At 67.1% G+C, this 20,988-nt stretch carries 17 protein-coding genes and 1 riboswitch; of the genes, 7 read left to right on the top strand and 10 right to left on the bottom strand.

Features of this window, described 5'->3' with window-relative positions:
- Positions 1–42 precede the first annotated feature (42 nt).
- Both MC375_RS00145 and MC375_RS00140 read right to left on the bottom strand, forming a co-directional pair.
- A complete protein-coding gene (locus tag MC375_RS00145; protein ID WP_242102912.1) occupies positions 43–876 on the bottom strand; it encodes a hypothetical protein in 834 nt (277 codons plus the stop codon).
- Between the two features lie 152 nt (positions 877–1,028).
- Positions 1,029–1,943, bottom strand: coding sequence for an Hsp33 family molecular chaperone HslO (locus tag MC375_RS00140; protein WP_242101263.1), 915 nt, complete (start codon positions 1,941–1,943; stop codon positions 1,029–1,031).
- Between the two features lie 95 nt (positions 1,944–2,038).
- On the opposite strand from MC375_RS00140, the gene mtgA reads away from it, so the two are divergent.
- The 3 genes from mtgA to MC375_RS00125 are packed head-to-tail and all read left to right on the top strand — an operon-like array spanning position 2,039 to position 4,181.
- A complete protein-coding gene (gene mtgA / locus MC375_RS00135; protein ID WP_343223510.1) occupies positions 2,039–2,758 on the top strand; it encodes a monofunctional biosynthetic peptidoglycan transglycosylase in 720 nt (239 codons plus the stop codon).
- An 18-nt stretch (positions 2,759–2,776) separates the two neighbouring features.
- The gene (locus tag MC375_RS00130) at positions 2,777–3,793 is read left to right on the top strand and encodes a glycosyltransferase family 2 protein (RefSeq protein WP_242101261.1); all 1,017 of its coding nucleotides are present in this window, start codon (positions 2,777–2,779) and stop codon (positions 3,791–3,793) included.
- On the top strand, positions 3,753–4,181 hold the full coding sequence (locus MC375_RS00125; protein ID WP_242101260.1) for a CBS domain-containing protein: 429 nt from the start codon (positions 3,753–3,755) through the stop codon (positions 4,179–4,181). Before MC375_RS00130 ends, MC375_RS00125 begins: the two co-directional genes overlap by 41 nt.
- A gap of 542 nt (positions 4,182–4,723) precedes the next feature.
- Here the strand turns inward: MC375_RS00125 and MC375_RS00120 are convergent.
- From MC375_RS00120 to MC375_RS00095, 6 genes are all read right to left on the bottom strand, one after another.
- Complete coding sequence (locus MC375_RS00120) at positions 4,724–5,125, bottom strand: hypothetical protein (protein ID WP_242101259.1); 402 nt, start codon at positions 5,123–5,125, stop codon at positions 4,724–4,726.
- Positions 5,115–7,046 carry an AsmA family protein gene (locus MC375_RS00115; protein WP_242102911.1) on the bottom strand — a complete coding sequence of 644 codons (1,932 nt, stop codon included), beginning with the start codon at positions 7,044–7,046 and terminating at the stop codon, positions 5,115–5,117. Before MC375_RS00115 ends, MC375_RS00120 begins: the two co-directional genes overlap by 11 nt.
- A 106-nt stretch (positions 7,047–7,152) precedes the next feature.
- Positions 7,153–7,830, bottom strand: a complete 678-nt coding sequence (locus tag MC375_RS00110; protein ID WP_345779235.1) for a hemolysin III family protein — start codon at positions 7,828–7,830, stop codon at positions 7,153–7,155.
- A 45-nt stretch (positions 7,831–7,875) separates the two neighbouring features.
- Positions 7,876–9,498 carry a peptide chain release factor 3 gene (locus MC375_RS00105; RefSeq protein WP_242101258.1) on the bottom strand — a complete coding sequence of 541 codons (1,623 nt, stop codon included), beginning with the start codon at positions 9,496–9,498 and terminating at the stop codon, positions 7,876–7,878.
- 125 nt (positions 9,499–9,623) lie between these two features.
- Positions 9,624–10,556, bottom strand: coding sequence for a M23 family metallopeptidase (locus MC375_RS00100; protein WP_242101257.1), 933 nt, complete (start codon positions 10,554–10,556; stop codon positions 9,624–9,626).
- Positions 10,557–10,561: 5 nt separating this feature from the next.
- On the bottom strand, positions 10,562–11,548 hold the full coding sequence (locus tag MC375_RS00095) for a phytase (RefSeq protein ID WP_242101256.1): 987 nt from the start codon (positions 11,546–11,548) through the stop codon (positions 10,562–10,564).
- Between the two features lie 237 nt (positions 11,549–11,785).
- A riboswitch (SAM riboswitch) is annotated at positions 11,786–11,915 on the top strand.
- A 97-nt stretch (positions 11,916–12,012) separates the two neighbouring features.
- Here MC375_RS00095 and MC375_RS00090 point away from each other — a divergent pair.
- The 3 genes from MC375_RS00090 to MC375_RS00080 are packed head-to-tail and all read left to right on the top strand — an operon-like array spanning position 12,013 to position 15,460.
- On the top strand, positions 12,013–13,068 hold the full coding sequence (locus tag MC375_RS00090; RefSeq protein WP_242101255.1) for a homoserine O-succinyltransferase: 1,056 nt from the start codon (positions 12,013–12,015) through the stop codon (positions 13,066–13,068).
- The gene (locus MC375_RS00085) at positions 13,065–14,339 is read left to right on the top strand and encodes an O-succinylhomoserine (thiol)-lyase (protein WP_242101254.1); all 1,275 of its coding nucleotides are present in this window, start codon (positions 13,065–13,067) and stop codon (positions 14,337–14,339) included. The genes MC375_RS00090 and MC375_RS00085 overlap by 4 nt, the downstream gene beginning before the upstream one ends.
- On the top strand, positions 14,336–15,460 hold the full coding sequence (locus MC375_RS00080) for a homoserine dehydrogenase (protein ID WP_242101253.1): 1,125 nt from the start codon (positions 14,336–14,338) through the stop codon (positions 15,458–15,460). The genes MC375_RS00085 and MC375_RS00080 overlap by 4 nt, the downstream gene beginning before the upstream one ends.
- Before the next feature lie 16 nt (positions 15,461–15,476).
- Here the strand turns inward: MC375_RS00080 and MC375_RS00075 are convergent, their stop codons facing one another.
- Positions 15,477–16,622, bottom strand: coding sequence for a phytase (locus tag MC375_RS00075; protein ID WP_242101252.1), 1,146 nt, complete (start codon positions 16,620–16,622; stop codon positions 15,477–15,479).
- A 171-nt stretch (positions 16,623–16,793) separates the two neighbouring features.
- Here MC375_RS00075 and MC375_RS00070 point away from each other — a divergent pair, with 171 nt between their 5' ends.
- Positions 16,794–19,178: a TonB-dependent receptor gene (locus MC375_RS00070; protein WP_242101251.1), complete on the top strand. Its 2,385-nt coding sequence runs from the start codon at positions 16,794–16,796 to the stop codon at positions 19,176–19,178.
- A gap of 221 nt (positions 19,179–19,399) precedes the next feature.
- On the opposite strand, the gene MC375_RS00065 is transcribed toward MC375_RS00070, so the two are convergent.
- Entirely contained in the window at positions 19,400–20,920 is a 1,521-nt protein-coding gene (locus tag MC375_RS00065) for a sulfatase (protein WP_242101250.1), read from the bottom strand.
- Positions 20,921–20,988 lie beyond the last annotated feature (68 nt).

The raw sequence follows: 20,988 nt of genomic DNA, 5'->3' as shown, positions 1-20,988 counted from the left end.
TTTGTCTCATCCAGTCAAGAGATCGCTCTCGCTGGGGGCGCTCTAGAGGTCCTGCTCGTACCGGACGTAGGGCACAGTGCCCTCTTCCTCGCCGTTCTCGCCGACAGGGGCGAAGGGGTTGCGTCCACGGCTGATCACGTTGTCGGCGCCGACGCTGAGTTCGCCGCTCCACGGGGTCCGCCAGGTGACGCCGAGGCCCAGGCCTTCCCATTTCGGCTGACCCGGGGTGTCGACCACGTGACCGACAATGCTGGCCCCGAAATTGCCGAAGCCACCGCCCACGGTCAGGCTCTTGCTGGTCCAGCGGTCCAGATCCAGTCCCGATGCCTCGGCTGCGGCCGGTGAAAGCAGCCGGGCTTTCGCCACGGTGCCGGCGATCGAGACGTAGCCCTCCCCAGGCAGCGACTTGCGGGCGAAGACGGTCAGGTCGTTGATGTCGACGCGGTTGTTGGCTGCGGCCCCGGGCGTCAGCCAGCCGGGCAGGTTGTCGCGGCCCACGCCTGCGGTCAGGCCGATCCGGCCGCCACCGCGGTTGAACGCCGCGGTCGCGCTGGCGCGGCGGCTGTTCTCGCCTTCGACCTCATCGCTGAGCGTGGCGAGCATGCAGTTGTTGGCGAGGTTGCCGATCGCGCCGGCAATGCCGTTCTTGCGGTCGCACAGCAGTGCCAGCGAATCGCCGGCATCCAGGTCGAAAGTCGCATCCAGCGAATTGATGCCGAAGCGCTTGCGCACGCGCGCGCTCGCGACGTCGGATGGCTCGAGCACCAGATACGCTTCGAGCTTGCCGCTGGCGTTGTTCCAGACCGGAAGGATCGCGGTGTCTTCAACAGGCGCGGTCTGCGCATGCGCATCCGCTGCGGCGCCAAGGGCGAGCAGGACGGCGGACAGCAGCGGCAGCAGGCGGTGGCGCATGGCCCGAATCAGACTCCCACCGGGCGTTCGAGTTCCCGGTTCCCTCAGCATGAAATCTATCGGATTTATGTTTCTTTAACAATACCGATAATGTTAAATTTATGTAAAGGCTGGACCTATTGAAGCTGCTCCGGCGCGGGCGCTTGGAGCGCCCCGCCCGTAAAGATCGCGTCCAGATCGTCGCGGTCAAACATATAGGTCTGGCCACAGAACTCGCAACGGATGGAGGCCCGCTCGTCGGACAAGGCGGCGTAGGCCTCCTCGGCGCCCAGGGATTCGAGCATCGCGCCGACCCGTTCGCGGGAGCAGGAGCAGGCGAACGAAAGCGGGCGTTCCCCGAGCAGCTGCACGTCCTCCTCGTGGAACAGCCGGTGCAGCAGCGCATCGGCCGGCAGTTCCAGCAGTTCCATAGGTTCCAGGGTTTCGAACAAGGCGCTTGCCCGGGTCCAGCCGTCGGCATCGCCGCCGAGCTCGTCGGGCCGGCGGTCGAAAGGCAGGTGCTGCAGCATCAGGCCTGCCGCGGAGTCATCGCCACAGGCCAGCAGCAGCCGCGTCGGCAGCTGCTCTGACTGTTCGAAGTAACCCTCGAAGGCGCCGACCAGCGAATCGGACTCGATCGGGACCAAGCCTTGATAGCGCGAGGGCTCGCGGCCGCCGGTTCCCGGATTCTCGATCGTGATGGCCAGGATCGCGCCATCTCCCAGCGCCTGCAGGTCGCGGGAGACGCCGGCCCCGCCGTCGTCTTCGCGGGTGCGGGCGATGCCGCGCAATGTGCCGGCGGCGGTGCACTCGGCGAACAACGTGCGCAGCGCGCCTTCACCGCGCAGCTGGATCGACAGCCGACCCTGCACCTTGGCATGGCCGGTGAACAGCGCAGCCGCTGCGCAGGCTTCGCCGAGCAGTTCGGATAACGCGGGGGCATAGTCGCTGCTGTCCCGGATCCGTCGCCAGGTGTCGTCCAGGTGCACACGCACGCCGCGCACCCCGGCGCGCGGCAGCAGGAATCGGGTCAGTCGATCGGGATCGGTCATGTCGGTCAAAGCCGCGCGACGGCGGATAATGCGGATCGGGAACAGACCCCATCAGGTTGGGGCGGGAACGCGCAGTGCAAGCCGAAGAGCAATCGATCCCCGCGTCGCGGCCACGACGCTGGCGTGGATGGTGGTGGAAGGGCCCCTTGTACCTGATCGCATTCAGCGTGGTCCAGGTCATCGTGCTGCGCTTCGTCGATCCGCCGTTCTCCAGTTTCATGCTGATCCGCCAGGCCGAGGCGTGGACGCAAGGCGACTGGAAATTCCGCGTCGCCTACGACTGGCGCGATCTCGAGGAGGTCTCCGGGAACGTGCCGGTGGCGCTGGTCGCCTCGGAAGACCAGGGTTTCGCGTTGCACAATGGCTTCGACTTGCGGGCGATCGAGAAGGCGCGCACCTCGAACGCGCGCGGGCGCCGCTTGCGCGGCGGCAGCACGATCAGCCAGCAGACGGCAAAGAACCTGTTCCTCTGGGGCGGTGGCGGCTGGTCGCGGGTGCTGCGCAAAGGCGTCGAGGCCTGGTACACGCTGCTGATCGAACTCCTGTGGCCGAAGCAGCGGATACTGGAGGTCTACGCCAACGTCGCCGAGTTCGGCGATGGGGTGTACGGCGCGCAGGCGGCTGCACGCACCTATTTCCGCAAGGACGCCGCCAGACTCGGTACGGCCGAGGCGGCGCGGCTGGCCGCCGTGCTGCCCAACCCCAAGCGCTACAGTGCCGCGCGACCCGGCCCGTACGTGCAGCGGCGCACACGTGCGATCGAGCGCCAGATGCGCGCGATCGGGGGCACCGGCTACTTGCGCGCGCTCGATTGAACCGGCATAGGATGAGCGATGACTGCTGACCGCCTGACCGTCGTCGTTGCCGCATACAACGAAGCCGATGCGCTGCCGCGCCTGCACCCGCGCATTGTCGCGGTGCTCGATGCCATGCCCGGCATCGATGGCCGGGTGATCTATGTCGACGATGGCAGCAGCGATGGCACCTGGCCGGTCATGCAGCGGTTGGCGGCACAAGACCCGCGCGTTGCGCTGCTGCGCCTGAGCCGCAACTTCGGCAAGGAAGCCGCGCTGACCGCGGGGCTCGACCACATCGACGCCGGTGCGGCACTGATCCTGGACGCCGACGGGCAGGATCCGCCGGAGCTGATTCCGCAGTTCGTCGAAAAGTGGCGCGAAGGCTATGACGACGTGCACGGCACGCGCATCGAACGCGAAGGCGAAAGCTGGTTGAAAAAGGCTACCGCGCACGGCTTCTATCGGGTGATCGGTCGGCTGTCGAAGACGCCGATCCCGCAGGATACCGGCGATTTCCGCCTGCTCTCGCCGCGCGCGCTGAGCGCCCTCAGGCAGCTGCGCGAGCGCCAGCGCTTCATGAAGGGACTGTTCGGCTGGGTCGGCTTCAATCAGACTGCAATCGCCTACCAGCGCGACGCGCGCATCGCCGGGCAGACCAAGTTCAACTTCTGGCGGCTGTGGAACTTCGCCCTGGAAGGGATTACCAGCTTCAGCACGGCACCGCTGCGGATCGCCACCTACCTCGGCGTGGGCACTGCATTGCTCGCCTTCGTCTATGCGCTATGGGTGGTGTTCAAGGCGCTGCGCTGGGGGGATCCGGTGGCGGGCTGGCCGACGATGATGGCGGTGATCCTGCTGCTGGGCGGCGTGCAGCTGATGGCGCTGGGCCTGATCGGCGAGTACCTGGGTCGTCTGTATGCCGAGGCCAAGCAGCGGCCGCTTTACCTCGTCGACGCCTGGCGGCCCGGCGCGGGGTTATCCTCCGAACCGTCCCTCGAGCCAGGAGACGTCCATGCGCACCGTCCGGCAACTGCTCGCAGCGAAAGCGCCTGAAATCCATGCCATTGGCCCGGATGCGGCCGTGATCGACGCCATCCGGCTGATGGCCGAGAAGCGGATCGGCGCGCTGCTGGTCATGGAAGGCACCCGCCTGGTCGGGATCCTTTCCGAACGCGACTACGCGCGCAAGGTCGTGCTGGAAGGCCGCTCCTCGAAGGACACGCCGGTTCGCGACATCATGACCGCCAACGTGATCGGTGTGCGGCTGGACGACACGACCGACACCTGCATGCAGATCGTCACCGATCAGCGGATCCGACACCTGCCGGTGCGGGAAGGCGACGAAGTCGTGGGTGTGGTGTCGATCGGCGATCTGGTCAAGGCGGTGATCGAGGATCAGCAGCTCGAGCTCGACCAGCTGCAGCGCTACATCGCGAGTTGACGCATGTTCCAACCAGCGCACTGCTCCACGTTGGTGCGGATGGTTCCCGGTACGTGCCTGCTCCTTGTGTGTGCGGTCTTCGCTGCGGCGTGCAGTTCGGTTGCGGACAGGAGGCCGGGCTTGCTGCCCGAATACTTCTCGCCGCCCCCCACCTCACCGTGGTTCACGGTTTCCGCCGCCCGGACGGTGATCGAAAAACGCATCCTCGACAGCAAATGCGCAAGCACCAGCGCAGACGTGTCGGGCCTCGGCCTGATGACACGGCCAGAGACCCGGGGCGGCGTGTATCTCGACAGCGGAACCGCGCCCGACGGGACCAGGTGGTTCCTGCACCGGAACATGGACGATCCTGAAGTCACCTATTGCGGCATCGCCCTGGCAGGCGTGGGGACGGGAACGAATATTTCGTTGACGGGCGTCAGTTACAGGAACCTGCCCGAAGTCAAGGCTGCGGTCGAATCCGGCGATTTTCTGTGCAAATGCAAGCGGCTGGCGCAATGGCGCCGAGTCGGATGTTTCGCGAGTCCAGGCCCGGCACCGCGCTATGGTTTGGGTGCGGGCGTGCAGGCCAGGGTGTGGCCGGTTTCATCGTCGAGCGTGGCGCCCTGCGGCGACAGCGTGAAGGTCAACCCGTTGTCCATGAAGGTACGCGGCGTGCTGTCCTGGATCGCCTCGATCTTGACCACCCTGCCGTCGGCCAACGCCACGCGCGCGACCTTGTCGCGGACGATGTCGATGCGATGGCCCTGGTCGCAGCGGTAGCTGGCGGTGACGTCCTTGAGGTCGGCCGGATTCATGGTCGCGGCCGGATCGGTCGGCGGGTTCGCCGTCGCTGCGGTGTCGTCTCCGGGTGTGCAGGCAGTCACTGCAGCCCAGGCCACCAGCAGACAGGCGCATCGCAGCGCGATTCGCGCGGTGACGGGGGTGACACGATCATTTGGCATAACGGCCTCCACAGGTGCTGTCCTCTCCAGGACCCAGCTCCAGTGTAGCCAGGAGCGCGGCTGGCGGCGCGATACTGCCCAGGGTCAGTGCGATCGCTCCGCGCAGCCCCACGCGCGCCATGTCCGGCCGGAACGATGGATCCTTGAACGTGCCGCCGACCAGCAGTGGCGAGCGGAACGCGAACAGGCTACGGTCCTTCGGCCGCGGACGCAGTCGAAGGTCGAGCGTCTCGTCGCGCAGGCTGATCCGGCCGTTGCCGACGATGATGGTGTCGGTGGTGTCGAAGGCGATGGCGCGGGCATCCATGATGCCGTCACGCACGGCGAAGTCGCCGAAGGCGCAGCGGATCGGCACCTTGCGGTCCTTGGTGACCATGAATTTCAGCGCCTCGGCGATGTCCAGGCCGGCCAGCTCCATCAGCAGGTTGCTGATCTGGCCGCGGCCCATGCCCACGGCGATGTCGCCATTGGCGCTGCCGAGCATTTTCGCGATGGAATTGCCGGTGCCATTGATGTTGAGGTCGCCGCCGATCTTGCCGATCGCGTCCTGGGTGAGTTTCGCATCGGGGATCAGCTTGCCCAGGTTGAGTCCGCGCAGCTTGATGTCGGCATCGGTGCGGATCGGGCTCTCGCTGGCGTTCATGCGGATGGTCGAGCGGATGTCGCCGCCGGCCACGCCGAAATTGAGCGGTTCCAGGCGCAGCACGCCATCTTTCAGGTATAGGTGCGCGTCCATGTCGTCGAGTGGCAGCGACGGCGCGTTCAGTCGCGTCGCGCGCAGGCGGACGTCGGCGTCCATGGCGCGCAGTTTGTCCAGTTCGTAGGGGGTGTCGGGCAGGATCCGGGGACTGGCCGCCTGCTTCGCCGCCAGTGCCTGCAGTTCGGCGTTGGTATTTTCCTGGCCGCCGGCCTGCGGTGCGGCGCCGACGAAGCCCGCGAGGTCGTCGAAGTCCAGCCGCTGCGAACGGAAATCGCCCTTGAAGAACACCCGCTTGCCGGTGGTCACATGCGCGTACCCGGCTATGTCGCTGTCGCCGACCGTGCCGCTGAACCCATCGTATTTCCAGGTGCTGCTGGACGGGCTGTTGATGGCGCGTGTGAGCGTGCCGTCGAGTGAGTAGGGCGGTGTCGGGGGCAGGGCCACGCCGATCAGCCGATACAGATCCTCCATGTTCTGGCCGGACAGCGCGAGCTTGAGATCGAAGTCCCGGAAGCGCAGCGGATCGAGCAGGTTGCCGCGCGCGTGCGCGCGGGTGGCGCCCGCCGCGGCGCGCAGATCGATGCGATAGGGCTGTTCGCGATCGCGCAGTTCCAGCGGCGATTCCGCCGTGCCTTCGAGAGTGAACGGATTGCCCTTCCAACGTCCGCTTCCCTCCACCCCGATGGGCGGACGTCCACCGGCCTTGCCCGCGGGCCTGCTCGCGACCGCGATATCGATGTCGGTCTTGCCCTTGGCGTCGAGGTATTGCAGGCGGCCGTCGTCGACCCACAGGCTGCGGAACTGCGGTTGCCTGCCGCCCGGTTCGCCGAAGACCCAGTTGCCCTTGCCATCGGGCCCGAGTTCGAGCCGCAACCGCGGCCGGTTCAGCCGCAGGTCGGGGATGCGGAAATCGCGGCGGAAGAGGGCGGGGAAGAGTTCGAACTTGAACTCGACCCGGTCGCTGGTGGCCATGTCGCCCTGCGTCGACCATGGAGCATTGCCGAAGCGGACCGCGTCCATGCGCACGCTGGTGACGCGGCCCAGGCCCACGTCGAGGTCGCCGCCGATGTCGAACTCGCGGTCGGTGCGCGCCTGCACGATGCGCTCGACCGGCCCGCGCAGCCAGTTCCAGTCCCAGAGCAGGATCACGATCAGCAGGCCGAGCAGAAACAGGCCGAATGCGGTGCGTACCGGATGACGCCGGAGCGCATCGAGTTGCATGCGGGCGCGCGAGGCGGTCGGGTCGTTCATGGGCGCTCGGAGGCTCGCGAAGACCTCCACCTTCGACGCAGCGCGGTAAAGCGCCGGTGAAACTTCAAGCGAGCATTCAGCTGGGCGCGCTGACCTGCGCCAGCACTGCGACGAAATGGCAGACGCCGCCGGCGATCACGAACAGATGCCAGATTGCATGCGAATGCGGCATCCGGGGACGATGGTAGAACAGTGTTCCGGCGGTATAGGCGATGCCGCCGGCGAGCACCCAGCCGAAGGTCCAGGTATCGAGTGCGGCCATGACCGGCCTGATCGCCAGAATCACCAGCCAGCCCATGGCCACGTAGATGAAGGTCGACAGCAGGCGCAGGCGGCCCTTCGAGAACAGCTTGAACACCACGCCCAGTGCTGCCAGCGACCAGATCGCGACGAACAGTTTCCATCCCAGCGGTCCGCGCAGGCCGATCAGGGTGAAAGGGGTGTAGGTTCCGGCGATCAGCAGGTAGATCGCGCAGTGATCGAACAGCTTCAGCTGTGCCTTGGTGGCCGGCTCGGACGCTGCGTGGTACAGGGTCGAAGCCAGGTGCAGCGCGCACAGCGACAGGCCGAACACCAGCGCCGCCGCAAGCCGCCAGCCGTCGGCCTGGCGCAGGCCGATCGCGATGAGCACGAGCGCTGCGAGGGCGGCGGCGGCGAGACCGGCGGCCGCGGTCGCCGCGTTCTCGCGCTCGGACGTGGCCAATGAAGTGGATGCGGCGGATGTGTCCACATCGGCACCATGCCCGTTCGTCACGGAGTGTTTGCTCGGAACGCGCACCGTCTCAATCTGGCCATCGCTTCAGTCCACGGCCACCGCATGCGCATGCTCGCGCGTGGCCAGGAACAGCACGTCCGCTGCACGTTCCTCCGCGAGCTGGAGATTGACGCGCGTCGGGGCGAGATAGACCAGCTGGCCGGCGGCATCGATGGCCAGGTTCATCGCGTGTTTGTCGCGGAATTCCTCGAGCTTCTTCGGGTTGTCGCAGCGGATCCAGCGCGCGGTCGCCACCTGTACGGGTTCGAAGCTGGCGTCCACGCCGTATTCGTCCTTGAGCCGGTAGGCGACAACGTCGAACTGCAGCACTCCGACCGCGCCCAGGATCAGGTCGTTGGACATCAGCGGCTTGAAGAACTGGGTGGCGCCCTCTTCGCTCAGCTGCGCCAGCCCCTTCTGCAGCTGCTTGAGCTTGAGCGGGTCGCGCAGGCGCGCGCGCCGGAACAGTTCCGGGGCGAAGTTGGGGATGCCGGTAAAGTTAAGCGCCTCGCCTTCGCTGAAGCTATCGCCGATCGAGATGGTGCCGTGGTTGTGGATGCCGATCACATCCCCGGGCCAGGCGCTCTCTGCGATCTCGCGGTCGCTGGCCATGAAGGTCAGCGCATTGGCCAGCTTGACTTCCTTGCCGCTGCGCACGTGAAACGCCTTCATTCCGGCGCTGAAGCGGCCAGAGCACACGCGCATGAACGCGACCCGGTCGCGGTGCTGCGGATCCATGTTGGCCTGGATCTTGAACACGAAGCCGGTCAGCCGGTTCTCGTCCGGGTGTACATCGCGGGTGGTGGTTTCGCGCGGCCGCGGCGCGGGCGCGTGTTCGACGAAGAAGTCGAGCAGCAGCTGCACGCCGAAGTTGTTCACCGCCGAGCCGAAGAACACCGGCGTCTGTTCGCCGGCCAGGTATTTCGCCTTGTCGAACGGATGCGATGCGCCCTGGACCAGCTCCAGTTCGTCGCGCAGTTCGGCCAGCATGTCGGCGCCGCCGATCCTGGCCTCGAGAGCCGGATCGTCGATCGAGGCGAAGATGGTGGAGTCCTGGCGGGTGAAATTGCGGCCCGCCTCGTACAGATGCACCTCGCCGGTGAGCAGGTGGACCACGCCCTTGAGCCGCTGGCCCATGCCGATGGGCCAGGTGATCGGCGCGCACTGGATGCCGAGCACGCTTTCCACTTCGTCCAGCAGGTCGATCGGCGGCTTGCCCTCGCGGTCGAGCTTGTTGATGAAGCTCATGATCGGCGTATCGCGCAGGCGGCACACTTCCATCAGCTTGATCGTGCGTTCCTCCACGCCCTTGGCCACGTCGATCACCATCAGCGCTGAATCCACCGCGGTCAGCACGCGATAGGTGTCCTCACCGAAATCGGCATGGCCGGGGGTGTCGAGCAGATTGACGACGCGACCCTCGTAAGGGAACTGCATCACCGAGCTGGTCACCGAGATGCCGCGTTCCTTTTCCAGCGCCATCCAGTCCGAGGTGGCGTGGCGCGCGGCCTTGCGGCCCTTGACGGACCCGGCCATCTGGATGGCGCCTCCGAACAGCAGCAGCTTCTCGGTCAGCGTGGTCTTGCCGGCGTCGGGGTGCGAGATGATGGCGAAGGTGCGGCGGCGCGCGGCTTCGCTGGCGACGTCTGATTTGAGTGCAGCGGACATGGCGAGGGCGCCCGGGCGGGCGCGGGAAGGGGGCGGAGAGGGCGGAAATTATAGGCGAGCCGCGGGCAGACGCCCGTCCGGCGTGCCGACGACGGCGTTATCAGCTCGCGACGCGGGTTTGGCGTCTACCGATGCCCGGCCCCGGCACGGCTCTCGCCAAAACGCAGGATGCCGTGCGGGCTGAACATGCGGAACGGGATGGATACCAACTGCATCCCGCGATTGACCTGCAGTGCGAAGTGCAGGTGCGGGCCGCTGGTAAAGCCGGTATTGCCCGAGCGCCCGATCAGCTGGCCGGCGCGCACGCGCTGGCCCATGCGCACCATCACCCCGTTCTCGCGCAGGTGCGCATACAGCGCCATGGTGCCGTCGTCGTGCACGATGCGCACGAAGTTGGCGCGGCCGCCGAGCTTCTCGCGGTTCAGGCCGGCCTGGTCGAAGTCGTTCTCCACCTGCATCACCACGCCGTCACGCGCGGCCACCACGTCGGTGCCGATCGGCGCGGCGAAGTCGACCGCGTAGTGGTTCTGCGCGTCGTTGTGGCTGTAGCTGCCGCCATATCCCTGGTCGACGCGCAGGTCGCGGGTGAGCAGGGGGAAGACGTATTCGACGTCGCGCGGCGTGGCCCCCGGCTTGCCGGGCACCGCGTCCAGCCGCAGTTCGAAATCGCCATTGCGGGCCGGGTCGACGCCGACGATCCGCGCCACCAACGCATTACCGCTGCCGGGCACCGTGGCGCGCGCCGGCAGCTGCGGCTCGCCGCGGACGTTGCTGCTGCGGCCGAAGTCCAGGCGTACCTCGACCGGCCCGGCCAGCGCGTTGTCCACCCAGGCAAGGTACTGGCCGCCTTCCTGGGTCAGGCGCAGCCGCACCAGGGCGCCAGGTTCGGCGCGGAAGGGGATCACCGTGAGCTCGCGTGCGGCCGTGCTCGCGGCCGGCGGGCGGTCGCCGTAATGGACGATGCCGTTGCTGTCCTTCCACTTGTAGACCTTGCCGGCCTGGGCGCCGGCGGCGCACAGGGTCAGGAGCATGGCCAGCGGCAGCAGGCGCGCGCGCATCGCGTTCAATGCACGCAGTTGGCCGGCAGGCGCAATGCGCGCGCGACCTCCTGCAGGTCGAAGGCGACGACCGATTTGTCCTGGTGCACGGCGAACAGCGCGCCGCCCGGGAACGCGCCGGTCGGCGCAGCGTGTAAGGCGATACCGTCGGTATCTGCGGTGGTCTCGCCCTGCCAGGTCGCACGCCACTGCAGGCTGCGGCGATCGAAGACATGAAAACGGGTGAGCGGCGTGAGCTGGTCCACGGTGATCCAGTAGCCGCTGCCGTCCGGACAGCTCCACAGGGCCACGCCTTCGGCCTCGGCATCGAAACTGCCTTCGGGCAGGCTGCGGCCTGTGAAACGCCCGGCCAGGGTGTATTCGCGCAGGTTGGAGCCGCGGTTGCCGGGCGCGGTCGCCTCGTCCGCGATCAGCAGGCGGTCGTTGGCCGGATCGCCGCTCAGCGACTCGACCATGCGCAGCGCTCCATCGGGCGTGGTGTCGCCGAAACTGCCGGCCGGTTCGGCCGCGACCGCATCGCCCTCGGTCTGCAACCGGAACCTGCGTACCCGCTGGGACAGTTCCGGCAGCGGCGGCACCACGTCGAAGCGCTCGCCGTACATGAAACTGTCGGTGATGTAGGCATCCAGCTCGCCCGGCGCGGTTTCGTGCAGCCAGATCCCGTACGGGCTGCGCAGGATGTTCTCGCCGAACATGCCCGCCGGCCGGAAGTCGGGCAGGCGCAGCGCCTGCACGCGATGATTGTCCCGTTCCACCACAAACAGCAGATCGCCGAACACGGCAAGGCCATTGGGGCGGTCGAACTGGCCGGCGGCCTTGCCCGGGCCACCGAACGTGCGCAGCCGCGTCCCGGTGTCGGCATCGAAAATCGACAGGCGATCGCTCGACTTGCCGCTGGCGATCAGCCAAGTCTGGCCGTCCGGGGTCGTCCAGGTCGCCAGCGAGTCGAGCTCCTCGTCCGCGAACGCAGGCGAGGCATACCGCTCGGGCACGGTGACCGTGGTCGATGGTGCGGACGCAGGCGGCTGAATGGGCGGCGCCGTCCGGCACGCCGACATCAGCGCGACGGTGGCGAGGGCGAGTACGAGGGGGTGCAGGCGTCTTGGTAGGTGTCTTGGCATGCGCCAAGTATGCGCAGCCGGATGGGCAGACGGTACCGGTCTGGGAAGGTCATCGCTTTATGCGCATGAAGCGATTGACATTTGCTGCGAGCGCCGGCAAGCTCGCTCCATCCATCGAGACCGGCTGAGGGACAGGCCCGAAGACGCCGGGGCAACCTGATGGAGACCACCGCAAGGTGCGTCTTCCGTCGCGGTGCCAAATCCTGCGGGGACCTGAGCGTCCACCGGAAGATGGTTGCGACGCCTGCGCTGCAGGCGGGCGCTTCCGCCCCGCGAGGGCACTTCCGGCAAGCCCCGCGATTTCCCGATGGCCGCACAAGCCCCGGGAACCCGCCATGACGTTGGTCGACACCACTGCCGCGCTCCACCACGCCGAACCGCAGCCGCACGTGCCTGCGTGGGCGACGCAGGTCGAGAACGACGCCATTCGGGTGCGCCGCGGCAGCGTGGATGCAGCGCTGGCCACACGTCATGCCGGCAGGCGCAGGCTGCAGATCGCCTATGAAATCGTCGGAGCGGAGGATGCGCCGGTACTGCTGATTGCCGGCGGCATCTCCGCGCATCGTCACGTCGCTGCGAATGCGGCCGATCCCGCGCCGGGCTGGGCGCAGGGGCTGCTCGATGCCGGGCGCGCGCTCGACCCGCGCGCATTCCGCCTGCTTTCCTTCGACTATGTCGGCGCGGATGGCGGTCTCGATGCACCGATCGACACCGCCGACCAGGCCGACGCGATCGCCCTGCTGTTGGACGCGCTCGGCATCGAGCGGCTCAGGGCGTTCGTGGGCTATTCCTATGGCGCGCTCGTAGGCCTGCAGTTCGCCGCCCGGCATCCTGCGCGCCTGCAGCGGCTGGTGGCGGTCAGCGGCGCGCATCGCGCGCACCCCTACGCGGCGGCGTGGCGTGCCCTGCAGCGCAAGGCGGTGGGTCTGGGCCAGCACCAGGGTGGCGACGCGCATGGCCTGTCGCTCGCGCGCCAGTTCGCGATGCTCAGCTACCGCACGCCGGAGGAATTCGGCGAACGCTTCGATGCCGCGCCGGTACTCGAAAACGGCCGGGTGCGCGTCGCCGCGGAGGACTATCTCGAAGCCGCCGGCGAACGCTTCGTGGCGCGGATCTCCGCCACTGCCTGGCTGCGTCTGTCCGAATCGATCGACCTGCACCGGGTCGATCCACGCCAGATCCGCATTCCCACGACCGTCATCGCGGTGGAAGGCGATCGCCTGGTGCCGCTGTCCGACGCGGTGGCGCTGGTCGAGGGCCTGGGCCTGCATGGCCGGCTGCGCGTGCTGCGCTCGCGCTATGGACACGACGCTTTTCTCAAGGAAACCGATCGCATCGATGCGCTGCTCGGCGCCGCGTTGCGCGAAACCACTGCTGGAGTTGCCCCATGAGCCCTGGATCCAACGGAACGACTGCCCCCGGCGACTGTCGTCGCGCCACACGCGCGGTGCGCGCCGGCATAGACCGCGACACCGCCTTCGGCGCGGTCACGCCGCCACTGGTGCTGTCGAGCAATTTCAGCTTCGCCGGCTTCAACCAGAAGCGCCAGTACGACTACACCCGCAGCGGAAACCCCACCCGTGACCTGCTCGGCGAAGCCCTTGCCGAGCTGGAAGGCGGCGTGGGCGGCGTGGTCACCGCAACCGGGATGGGCGCGATCACCCTGATCCTGCAGGCACTGCTGCAGCCGGGCGACCGGCTGGTGGTGCCGCACGACTGCTACGGCGGCAGTTGGCGGCTGTTCAACGCGCTCGCGGCCAAGGATGCCTTCGAGCTGGTCACCGTCGACCTCACCGATCCGCGCGCACTCGCCGCCGCGCTGCGCCCCGGCGATGACGGCCGCGGTCCCAAGCTGGTGTGGATCGAGACCCCGAGCAATCCGCTGCTGCGCATCACCGATCTGCGCTTCGTGATCGAGGCTGCGCACAAGGCCGGTGCCCTCGCGGTGGTGGACAACACCTTCCTCTCGCCCGCGTTGCAGGCGCCGATCGCCGACTTCGACGCGGACGTGGTCGTCCACTCCACCACCAAGTACATCAACGGGCATAGCGATGTGGTCGGCGGCGCGGTGGTGGCGAAGACCGCGGAGTTGCACGAACAGTTCACCTGGTGGGCCAACTGCCTGGGGCTGACCGCCTCGCCTTTCGACGCCTTCCTGACCTTGCGCGGCCTGCGCACCCTGGACGCGCGCCTGCGCGTGCATCAGGAAAACGCCGCGGCGATCGCACAGCAGCTCGAGGCACACCCGGCGGTGGCGAAGGTCTACTTCCCGGGCCTGGCCTCGCATCCGCAGCATGCACTGGCCGCGCGCCAGCAGCACGGCTTTGGTGCGATGCTGAGCGTCGAATTGCGCGGCGGCGAGCCGGCGGTCGAAGAGCAGGCGGTGCGCGCCTTCGTCGAAGGCCTGCAGTGCTTCACCCTGGCCGAATCGCTCGGCGGCGTGGAAAGCTTGATCGCGCATCCGGCCACGATGACCCACGCGGCGATGACGCCGGAGGCGCGTGCGGCAGCCGGCATTTCCGACGGACTGCTGCGCCTGTCGGTGGGCATCGAGGCGTTGGAGGACCTGAGGGCGGACCTTGCCGCAGCCCTGGAGCGGGCGCAGCAGGTCATCGAGTGCGGGAGCCGCAAACGCGCGAACGCGGTCCTGGCCGACGCATGAGCGCCGCTGTTCCGGACGCCGCCGTTCCGGGCAAGGTCACCGTGCTGCGCCCGTTGTCGGCGCCGCGACAGGCCAGGCTCGCGCTTCTGGGTACGGGCACGGTGGGTACGGCCTTCGTGCAGCGCTACCTGCGCCTGGGCGACGATGTCCGGCTGCCGCCGCTCACCCTGATCGCCAATTCGCGCGACGCACAGGGTTGCAATGGCGATGTCCATCAGGTGCTGCGGAGCCTCGCCAGTTCCGCCCGGCGTCACGGTACGGTGGAACTGGACCCAGACGCATTCGTGCGCGGCGACATCGTGGTGGATGCCAGCGCCAGCGAACAGGTCGCCGAACGCCATGCGCAGTGGCTGCGTCGCGGCGTGCACGTGGTGACTGCCAACAAGCTGGGCATGGGCGCATCGTTGCGGCGCGCGCAGGACATTACCGCGGCCCAGCGCGAGGGACGCACGCATTACGGCGATGCGGCCACCGTCGGTGCCGGCCTGCCGCTGATCCGTTCGATCCGGGAACTCACCCGCGGTGGGGACCGGATCCACGCAGTCGAGGGGGTGCTCTCGGGCTCGCTGGCGTGGCTGTTCAACCATTACGATGGCATTCGTCCGTTTTCCCGCTTCGTGCGCGAGGCGCGCACTGCCGGCTACACCGAACCCGATCCGCGCATCGACCTGTCGGGAGAGGACGTACGCCGCAAGCTGCTGATCCTGGCGCGCGCCGCAGGCGTGGCGCTGGCCGCCGAGGACGTCCGGGTCGACTCGCTGGTGCCCGAGGCGCTGGCCCAGGCGCAGCCGGAACACGTGGATGCGCAGCTGCCATCGCTCGACACGGATTTGCGCGAGCGTTACCAGCAGGCGTATCGCGCCGGCGCAAAACTTCGCTTCGTCGGCCGTTTCCGCATCGACGACGCCGGCAGCGTCAGCGCCAGCGTCGGCCTGCACGCGCTTCCCGACACGCACGCGCTATGCGGCGGCGGCGGCACCGACAACCGCGTCGCGATCCGCAGCTGTCGTTACGACGCGCAGCCGCTGGTGATCCAGGGACCCGGTGCGGGGGCGGACGTGACCGCGGCGGCCTTGCTTGACGATGTGATCGCGATCGCCGGCCAACCCGGCCAGCGGTAGAGCTCCGCTCTACGGACTACGGGGTCTTGCAGGTTTCCTGCAGTCCGAGTGCCTTGGCCACGTCGCGCCAGTCGAAGGCGGCCACGGCCTGGTCGTCGTCGACCGCATAGAACACGCCTTCGGGGAAACGCGCGTCGGGCGCCTGGTCGAGCCAGATGCCATCGGTGTTGGCAGTGCGTTCGCCGGCAAAGGCGCCGACGTGCGCAAGGGTGTCGCGGTCGAAGATGTGGAACAGGCTGCGATCCTTGAACTGGTCGGTAGCGATCCAGTAGCCGTCGTTGCCGCAGCGCCACAGCGCTAGGCCTTCTGCCTGCGCCTTGAACAATCCGGCGCCAATGTCGCGGCCGCGATAGCGCCCGTCCAGTCCGTATTCGCGCAGGCGCGTGCCGCTGGCCACGTCTTCTTCGGCGAGCAGCAGACGGTCGTTGCTGATATCGCCGAACACCGATTCGGCGATACGGATTGCGCCTTCGCCGGTCTCACCAAAGCTGCCGAGAAGGTCGGCCGACCAGGCCCCGCCGTCGCGTCGCAGCCGATAGCGCTTGAAACGGCGGTCGAGTTCGACGTCAGGTGGCGGCAGGTCCTCGTCCTGCGACGACATGTAGTTGTCGCTGACGATGACTTCGAAGGCACCGTCGAGCGGTCGCACCCACAGGCCGTAGGGCTGCACCAGGTCTTCGCTGCCGAAGATCGCCACCGATTCCAGCGCGGGCAGGGCGAAGGCCTGCACACGGTGGTTGTCGCGCTCCACCACCAGCGCCAGCGCGTGCCCGGCGCCGGCGCCGGGGTCTTCGACCACGGCGATGCCGTTGGGACGCTGCAGCTGGCCCGGGCCTGCGCCGGGTCCGCCGACCGTGCGCAGACGCGCGCCGCTAGCGCCGTCGTAGACGATCAGCAGGTCGGTCGCCTTGGCGGTGGCCAGCAGCCAGCGCCCGCCGTCCGGCGCCAGCCAGCTGGCGGGCGAGTCGATGTTGTCCGCGGGCGTCGATGCGGTGACGAACGCCTCCGGCACCACCACGTGCGCGATGCCGGCGTCGGCCAACAGCGGCTCGTGCTCGGCACCCTCGTCTGGTTCGCGGTCGGTCACCGGCGCCGAGGCGCAGGCGGCTAGGAACACCAGCAGGGTGGGCAGCAAAGCGGGCAGCAGCGGGCGCAGAGTCATGTCGTCGGATCGTGGTGGGTCGGCGCAGGCTTGTACATGACGAATATGTTTCTTGCGTGACAAGTCGCGTTGCGGGCATCTGCCGGAAGCAATTCCGACACATGGCGCCGCACGTCATATTTCCGTTATCTGCGCCGCGTAAAACACTCCGGTCTCAAGGGGTGAATCACCATGCACAAGACCCGTCTCGCGGCTGCGCTGACGCGCGCACTGGCTGCCGCAGCGCTGCTGTCCACACTTTCGCCGGCGTTGGCGCTGGATTCGCCGTCGGGATCCATGACCGCCGATCCCGCTGCGGCCGAGGCCAAGGAGCTCGACCGCATCGTGGTGATGCCCGAGATCGTCTACCGCAACCGCACCGACGATATCGCGCCGGTGCTGTCTTACGACCTCGAATACTTCCAGCGCTTCGAACCCTCCACCGTCGGCGACATGCTCAAGCGCGTGCCGGGCGTCGGCTTCGTTGGTTCGGACATCATGGAATACGACGGCGCGCAATTGCGCGGCCTCGGCGGCGGCTACACCCAGGTGCTGATCAACGGCAAGAAGGTGCCTGGCGCCGGTGACGATCGCTCGTTCTTCGTCGACCGCATCCCAGCGGAAATGGTCGACCACATCGAGATCAAGCGCAGTGCCAGCGCCAACCGCAGCGGCGATGCGATGGCCGGCGCGATCAACATCGTGCTGCGCGATGCCTACGAATTCACTGGCGGCTATATCCGTGTCGGCGTGAACCGTTGGTACGACGGCGAAGTGAACCCGACCTTCGGCGCGGTGACTTCGTTCGACGCCTTCGGCGGCCGCATGCTGGCCGGCATCAACGTGCAGGACCGCTACCGCCGCAAGGAAAAGCGTTCCGACCGATTCACCGACAACACCATGACGGAGAAGGTTAGCTGGGAAGACCAGACCGAAGTGAAGGACGGCCGCGACTATTCGGCCAACCTGAGTTACACCGCCGACGTTGGCGACAGCGGCCGCTTCAGCATCGACGGCTTTTACGTCAAGACCGATCGCGATGTGACCGAGGTGTCGTTCGAGGAAGAGCTGGACGACGACGAGACCATTAACGCGCGCGTCCCCGGCCTCAACCCGTACGACCAGAAGAACTACGGCATCGCCGCCGAATACAGGTTAGACATGGCCGGCGGCACCACCAAGCTCGAACTCGACCACGCCCGCTTCGACGACAACGAAGCGACCACCGAAGGCGAACACGTCTACGTCAGCGGTCCGGAAAACTGGGATGAGACCTGGAGCATCGACGGCGCCGAGTGGGACGAAACGGCGTATGAGGCGGATGCCATCGAAGCAAAGGACGCCGAAACCGGCTTCAAGCTCGCCCACATGCGCCCGGTGGGCGCCGCCGAGCTGGAATTCGGCGTGGACCACCGCAGCAAGAAGCGCGAAAGCCTCGTCACCAGCTACGAGTGGGAAGCCGACGAAGAGGGCCAGACCCCGGCCTGGCCGGCCGACTACGAGCTGGACGGCAGCGTCGCCTCGGTAATCGAGGAAAAGCGCCTGGACCCGTACATCATGCTCAGCAGCAAGGGCGAGGTGTTCTCGTGGGAAGCCGGTCTGCGTTATGAAACCACCAAGTCCGAAGTGGAATACATCGAGGACGAGGAAAGCGAAGGCCGCGTCGACAAGGAGTACGACGAATTGCTGCCGTCGGCGAGCCTGCGCTGGGACGTGACCGACGCCGACCGCATCAACCTGTCGCTGGCCAGGACCGTCAAGCGCCCGAACTTCAACGAACTGATCCCGGCCGTGCTGGACGGCGAGTTCGGCGACAACGACTACATTGGCAATCCGGAATTGGAACCGGAAACCGCCAACGGCCTCGACCTTGGCTTCGAACACCGCCTCGGCCGCAAGGGCGTGGTCGGCCTGAACTTCTTCTACCGCGACGTCAAGGACCTGATCGAACTCGTCAACACCGGCGAGCCGAGCGAAGAAATGCAAGACACCTGGGAAGAAATGATCGAGGACGGTGACGCCGTCGATTTGGCCGACGCGATGGCGCAGGAGCCCGCGGAAAGCTGGCTGTATACCTCGGCCAACGTTGGCGACGGCAAGGTCTGGGGCTTCGAATTCGACCTGTCCACCCCGCTGTCCGCGTTCGGACTGGACGACACCGGCGTGTTCGTGAACTACTCGTGGGTGAAGTCAGAAGTCGAAGACTTCATGGGCACCCGTCGCTTCAACGACCAGGCCAAGAGCGTCTACAACATCGGCTTCATCCAGGACCTGCCGAACCTGGCCGCCAGCTTCGGCGTGACCTATCGCAAGCAGGGCGACGCCTACAGCCGCATCCTGGGCGAGGAAGCCATCGTCCGCTATGGCGAGGAACTGGACGTGTTCGTCGAGAAGCGCTTCGGCGACAGCTTCTCGGCGCGCCTGTCTGCCAACAACCTGTTGGATGCCTCGAAGGACGAATTCTTCGACAAGTTCGACACGCTGGAAGACCAACTCGACCGCGACTACGACGAGTACGAACTGGAAACCGAAGAAGCCGGCCCGAGCTACCAGTTGGTCATGCGCTGGGCGTTCTGATCCCGCCACTGCACCTGTGGCCTGTGGCTAAGGTTTGAATAACTGCTGTCATCCCCGCGAAAACGGGAGCCAGTGTCTTCAAGCCGGAGAAATCCAAGACGCCGGGTTGACCAGCCCTTCGGGCTGTTGAAAAGCGCTTCCGCTTTCGCGGCAATGACGATCAAATTCAGAGGTTCCGGAGCGACTTCAGCGCGCCATTTTTGCGTCGCGTCGTGGGGGGCTCAGCCGCCGTAATGGCACTGCTGTGGCTGCTGCTGTTCGGGCAGGTAATCCGGTGGATCGTGGTCGTCGTACCGGGCGCGCAGCTCGGCCAGGCGCGCGCGTAGTTGCGAGAGAGTCTGCGCGTGCGCGGGGTCGTGCGCCAGGTTGTTGCGTTCCTGCGGGTCGGCCTGCAGGTCGTACAGTTCGTACTCGCTCGGTTCGCGCCAGAACTCGATCAGCTTCCAGCGCGCGTTGCGCACGCCGCGATGGGGCCGCACGCAATGCACGCCCGGATATTCGTAGTACTCGTACAGGAAGTCCTGGCGCCAGTCGGTCGCGCGCCGTTCGATCAGTGGCCTCCAGCTTTCGCCCTGCATCGCATGGGGAATTGTGGCGCCGCCCAGGTCCAGCAGGGTCGGCGCCAGGTCGATATTGAGCGCGAAATGGGCATCGTCGACGCAGCCCGCTTCCATGCCGCCGGGCCAGCGCAGCAGCAACGGGATGCGGATCGACGGCTCGTACATCAGCCGCTTGTCGAACAGCCCGTGTTCGCCGAGGAAGAAGCCGTTGTCGGTGGTGTAGACCACCAGCGTGTCCTCGGCCATGCCGCTGTGCGCGAGATGGTCCAGGAAGCGGCCGATGTTCTCGTCCACGCCCAGCAGCACGCGGTAGTAATTGCGCATGAACTGCTGGAAGTTGGCTTTCGCAAGGGCTTCCCCCGCGGGCTCGCCGATCTTGCCCTTGCGGAAGTCCGGCATCTCGGCGATGCGCATCATCGTGCCCCGCACGGCCCGGGAGCGCGCCTCCAGTGATTCCTCGAAGCTTGGCGGCAGCGGAATCTCGACGTCTTCGAAGCGGTCGCGGAAGCGCGGCGCCGGGTTCCAGTCGCGATGCGGCGCCTTGAACTGGTAGAGCAGGGCGAAGGGACGGTCGCGCGGCGCCTCCTTCACGAAGCGCAGGGCGTGCCCGCCGATCACATCGTCGGTATGCCCGCGCTGTGCCCGCCATTGGCCCTGCACCCACATCTCGGGATCGAAGTAGCTGCCCTGGCCGCGGATCATGGCCGTATAGTCGTAGCCTTCCGGCAGGGTGTTGATATGCCACTTGCCGACCATGCCGGTGTGGTAACCGGCCGTGCGCAGCAGCAGCGGCCAAGTCTGCGCGTTGCGCAACGGCGGCTCGCGGGTGAAGCCGGCTTCCTCGCCGTTGGTGCGCATGCCGTGGGTATGCGAATACTGGCCGGTAAGGAAGCTCGCGCGGCTGGGCAGGCACAGCGCGTTGGTGACGAAGGCCTGGTCAAAACGCAGGCCTTCGTTGCCGATCCGATCCAGGTTGGGCGTCTGCAGGATCGCATTGCCGTACAGGCTCATCGCCGAGCGCGCATGGTCGTCGGTCATGATGAAGACGATGTTGGGCCGGCGCGCGCTGCGCGACCGCACCACGCCCGGTGCGCAGCCGCCGAACAGCGGCGCCAGCGATAGGCCGAGCGAGGCGCCGGCGAGTCGCTTCAGCGCGTTACGGCGGCCATTGCATGTGGTCATGCGGCCCCCGGTATCGGTAGGAGCGACCCCGGATCGGGTCCGCGGCAGGCTTCGTCGCGATGTTCCTT

Origin of the sequence: Lysobacter sp. M2-1 (assembly GCF_022662495.1) — a bacterium.
Classification (GTDB): Bacteria; Pseudomonadota; Gammaproteobacteria; order Xanthomonadales; family Xanthomonadaceae; genus JAKPBU01.
This window is presented reverse-complemented; position numbering and strand designations above follow the sequence as displayed.

Excerpts from the sequence above, each read along its gene's own strand:
- MC375_RS00140 (WP_242101263.1), bottom strand. The coding sequence starts at position 1,943 with ATGACCGATCCCGATCGACTGACCCGATTCCTGCTGCCGCGCGCCGGG.
- MC375_RS00130 (WP_242101261.1), top strand. The coding sequence starts at position 2,777 with ATGACTGCTGACCGCCTGACCGTCGTCGTTGCCGCATACAACGAAGCC.
- MC375_RS00125 (WP_242101260.1), top strand. The coding sequence starts at position 3,753 with ATGCGCACCGTCCGGCAACTGCTCGCAGCGAAAGCGCCTGAAATCCAT.
- MC375_RS00120 (WP_242101259.1), bottom strand. The coding sequence starts at position 5,125 with ATGCCAAATGATCGTGTCACCCCCGTCACCGCGCGAATCGCGCTGCGA.
- MC375_RS00115 (WP_242102911.1), bottom strand. The coding sequence starts at position 7,046 with ATGCAACTCGATGCGCTCCGGCGTCATCCGGTACGCACCGCATTCGGC.
- MC375_RS00105 (WP_242101258.1), bottom strand. The coding sequence starts at position 9,498 with ATGTCCGCTGCACTCAAATCAGACGTCGCCAGCGAAGCCGCGCGCCGC.
- MC375_RS00100 (WP_242101257.1), bottom strand. The coding sequence starts at position 10,556 with ATGCGCGCGCGCCTGCTGCCGCTGGCCATGCTCCTGACCCTGTGCGCC.
- MC375_RS00090 (WP_242101255.1), top strand. The coding sequence starts at position 12,013 with ATGACGTTGGTCGACACCACTGCCGCGCTCCACCACGCCGAACCGCAG.
- MC375_RS00085 (WP_242101254.1), top strand. The coding sequence starts at position 13,065 with ATGAGCCCTGGATCCAACGGAACGACTGCCCCCGGCGACTGTCGTCGC.
- MC375_RS00080 (WP_242101253.1), top strand. The coding sequence starts at position 14,336 with ATGAGCGCCGCTGTTCCGGACGCCGCCGTTCCGGGCAAGGTCACCGTG.
- MC375_RS00075 (WP_242101252.1), bottom strand. The coding sequence starts at position 16,622 with ATGACTCTGCGCCCGCTGCTGCCCGCTTTGCTGCCCACCCTGCTGGTG.
- MC375_RS00070 (WP_242101251.1), top strand. The coding sequence starts at position 16,794 with ATGCACAAGACCCGTCTCGCGGCTGCGCTGACGCGCGCACTGGCTGCC.
- MC375_RS00065 (WP_242101250.1), bottom strand. The coding sequence starts at position 20,920 with ATGACCACATGCAATGGCCGCCGTAACGCGCTGAAGCGACTCGCCGGC.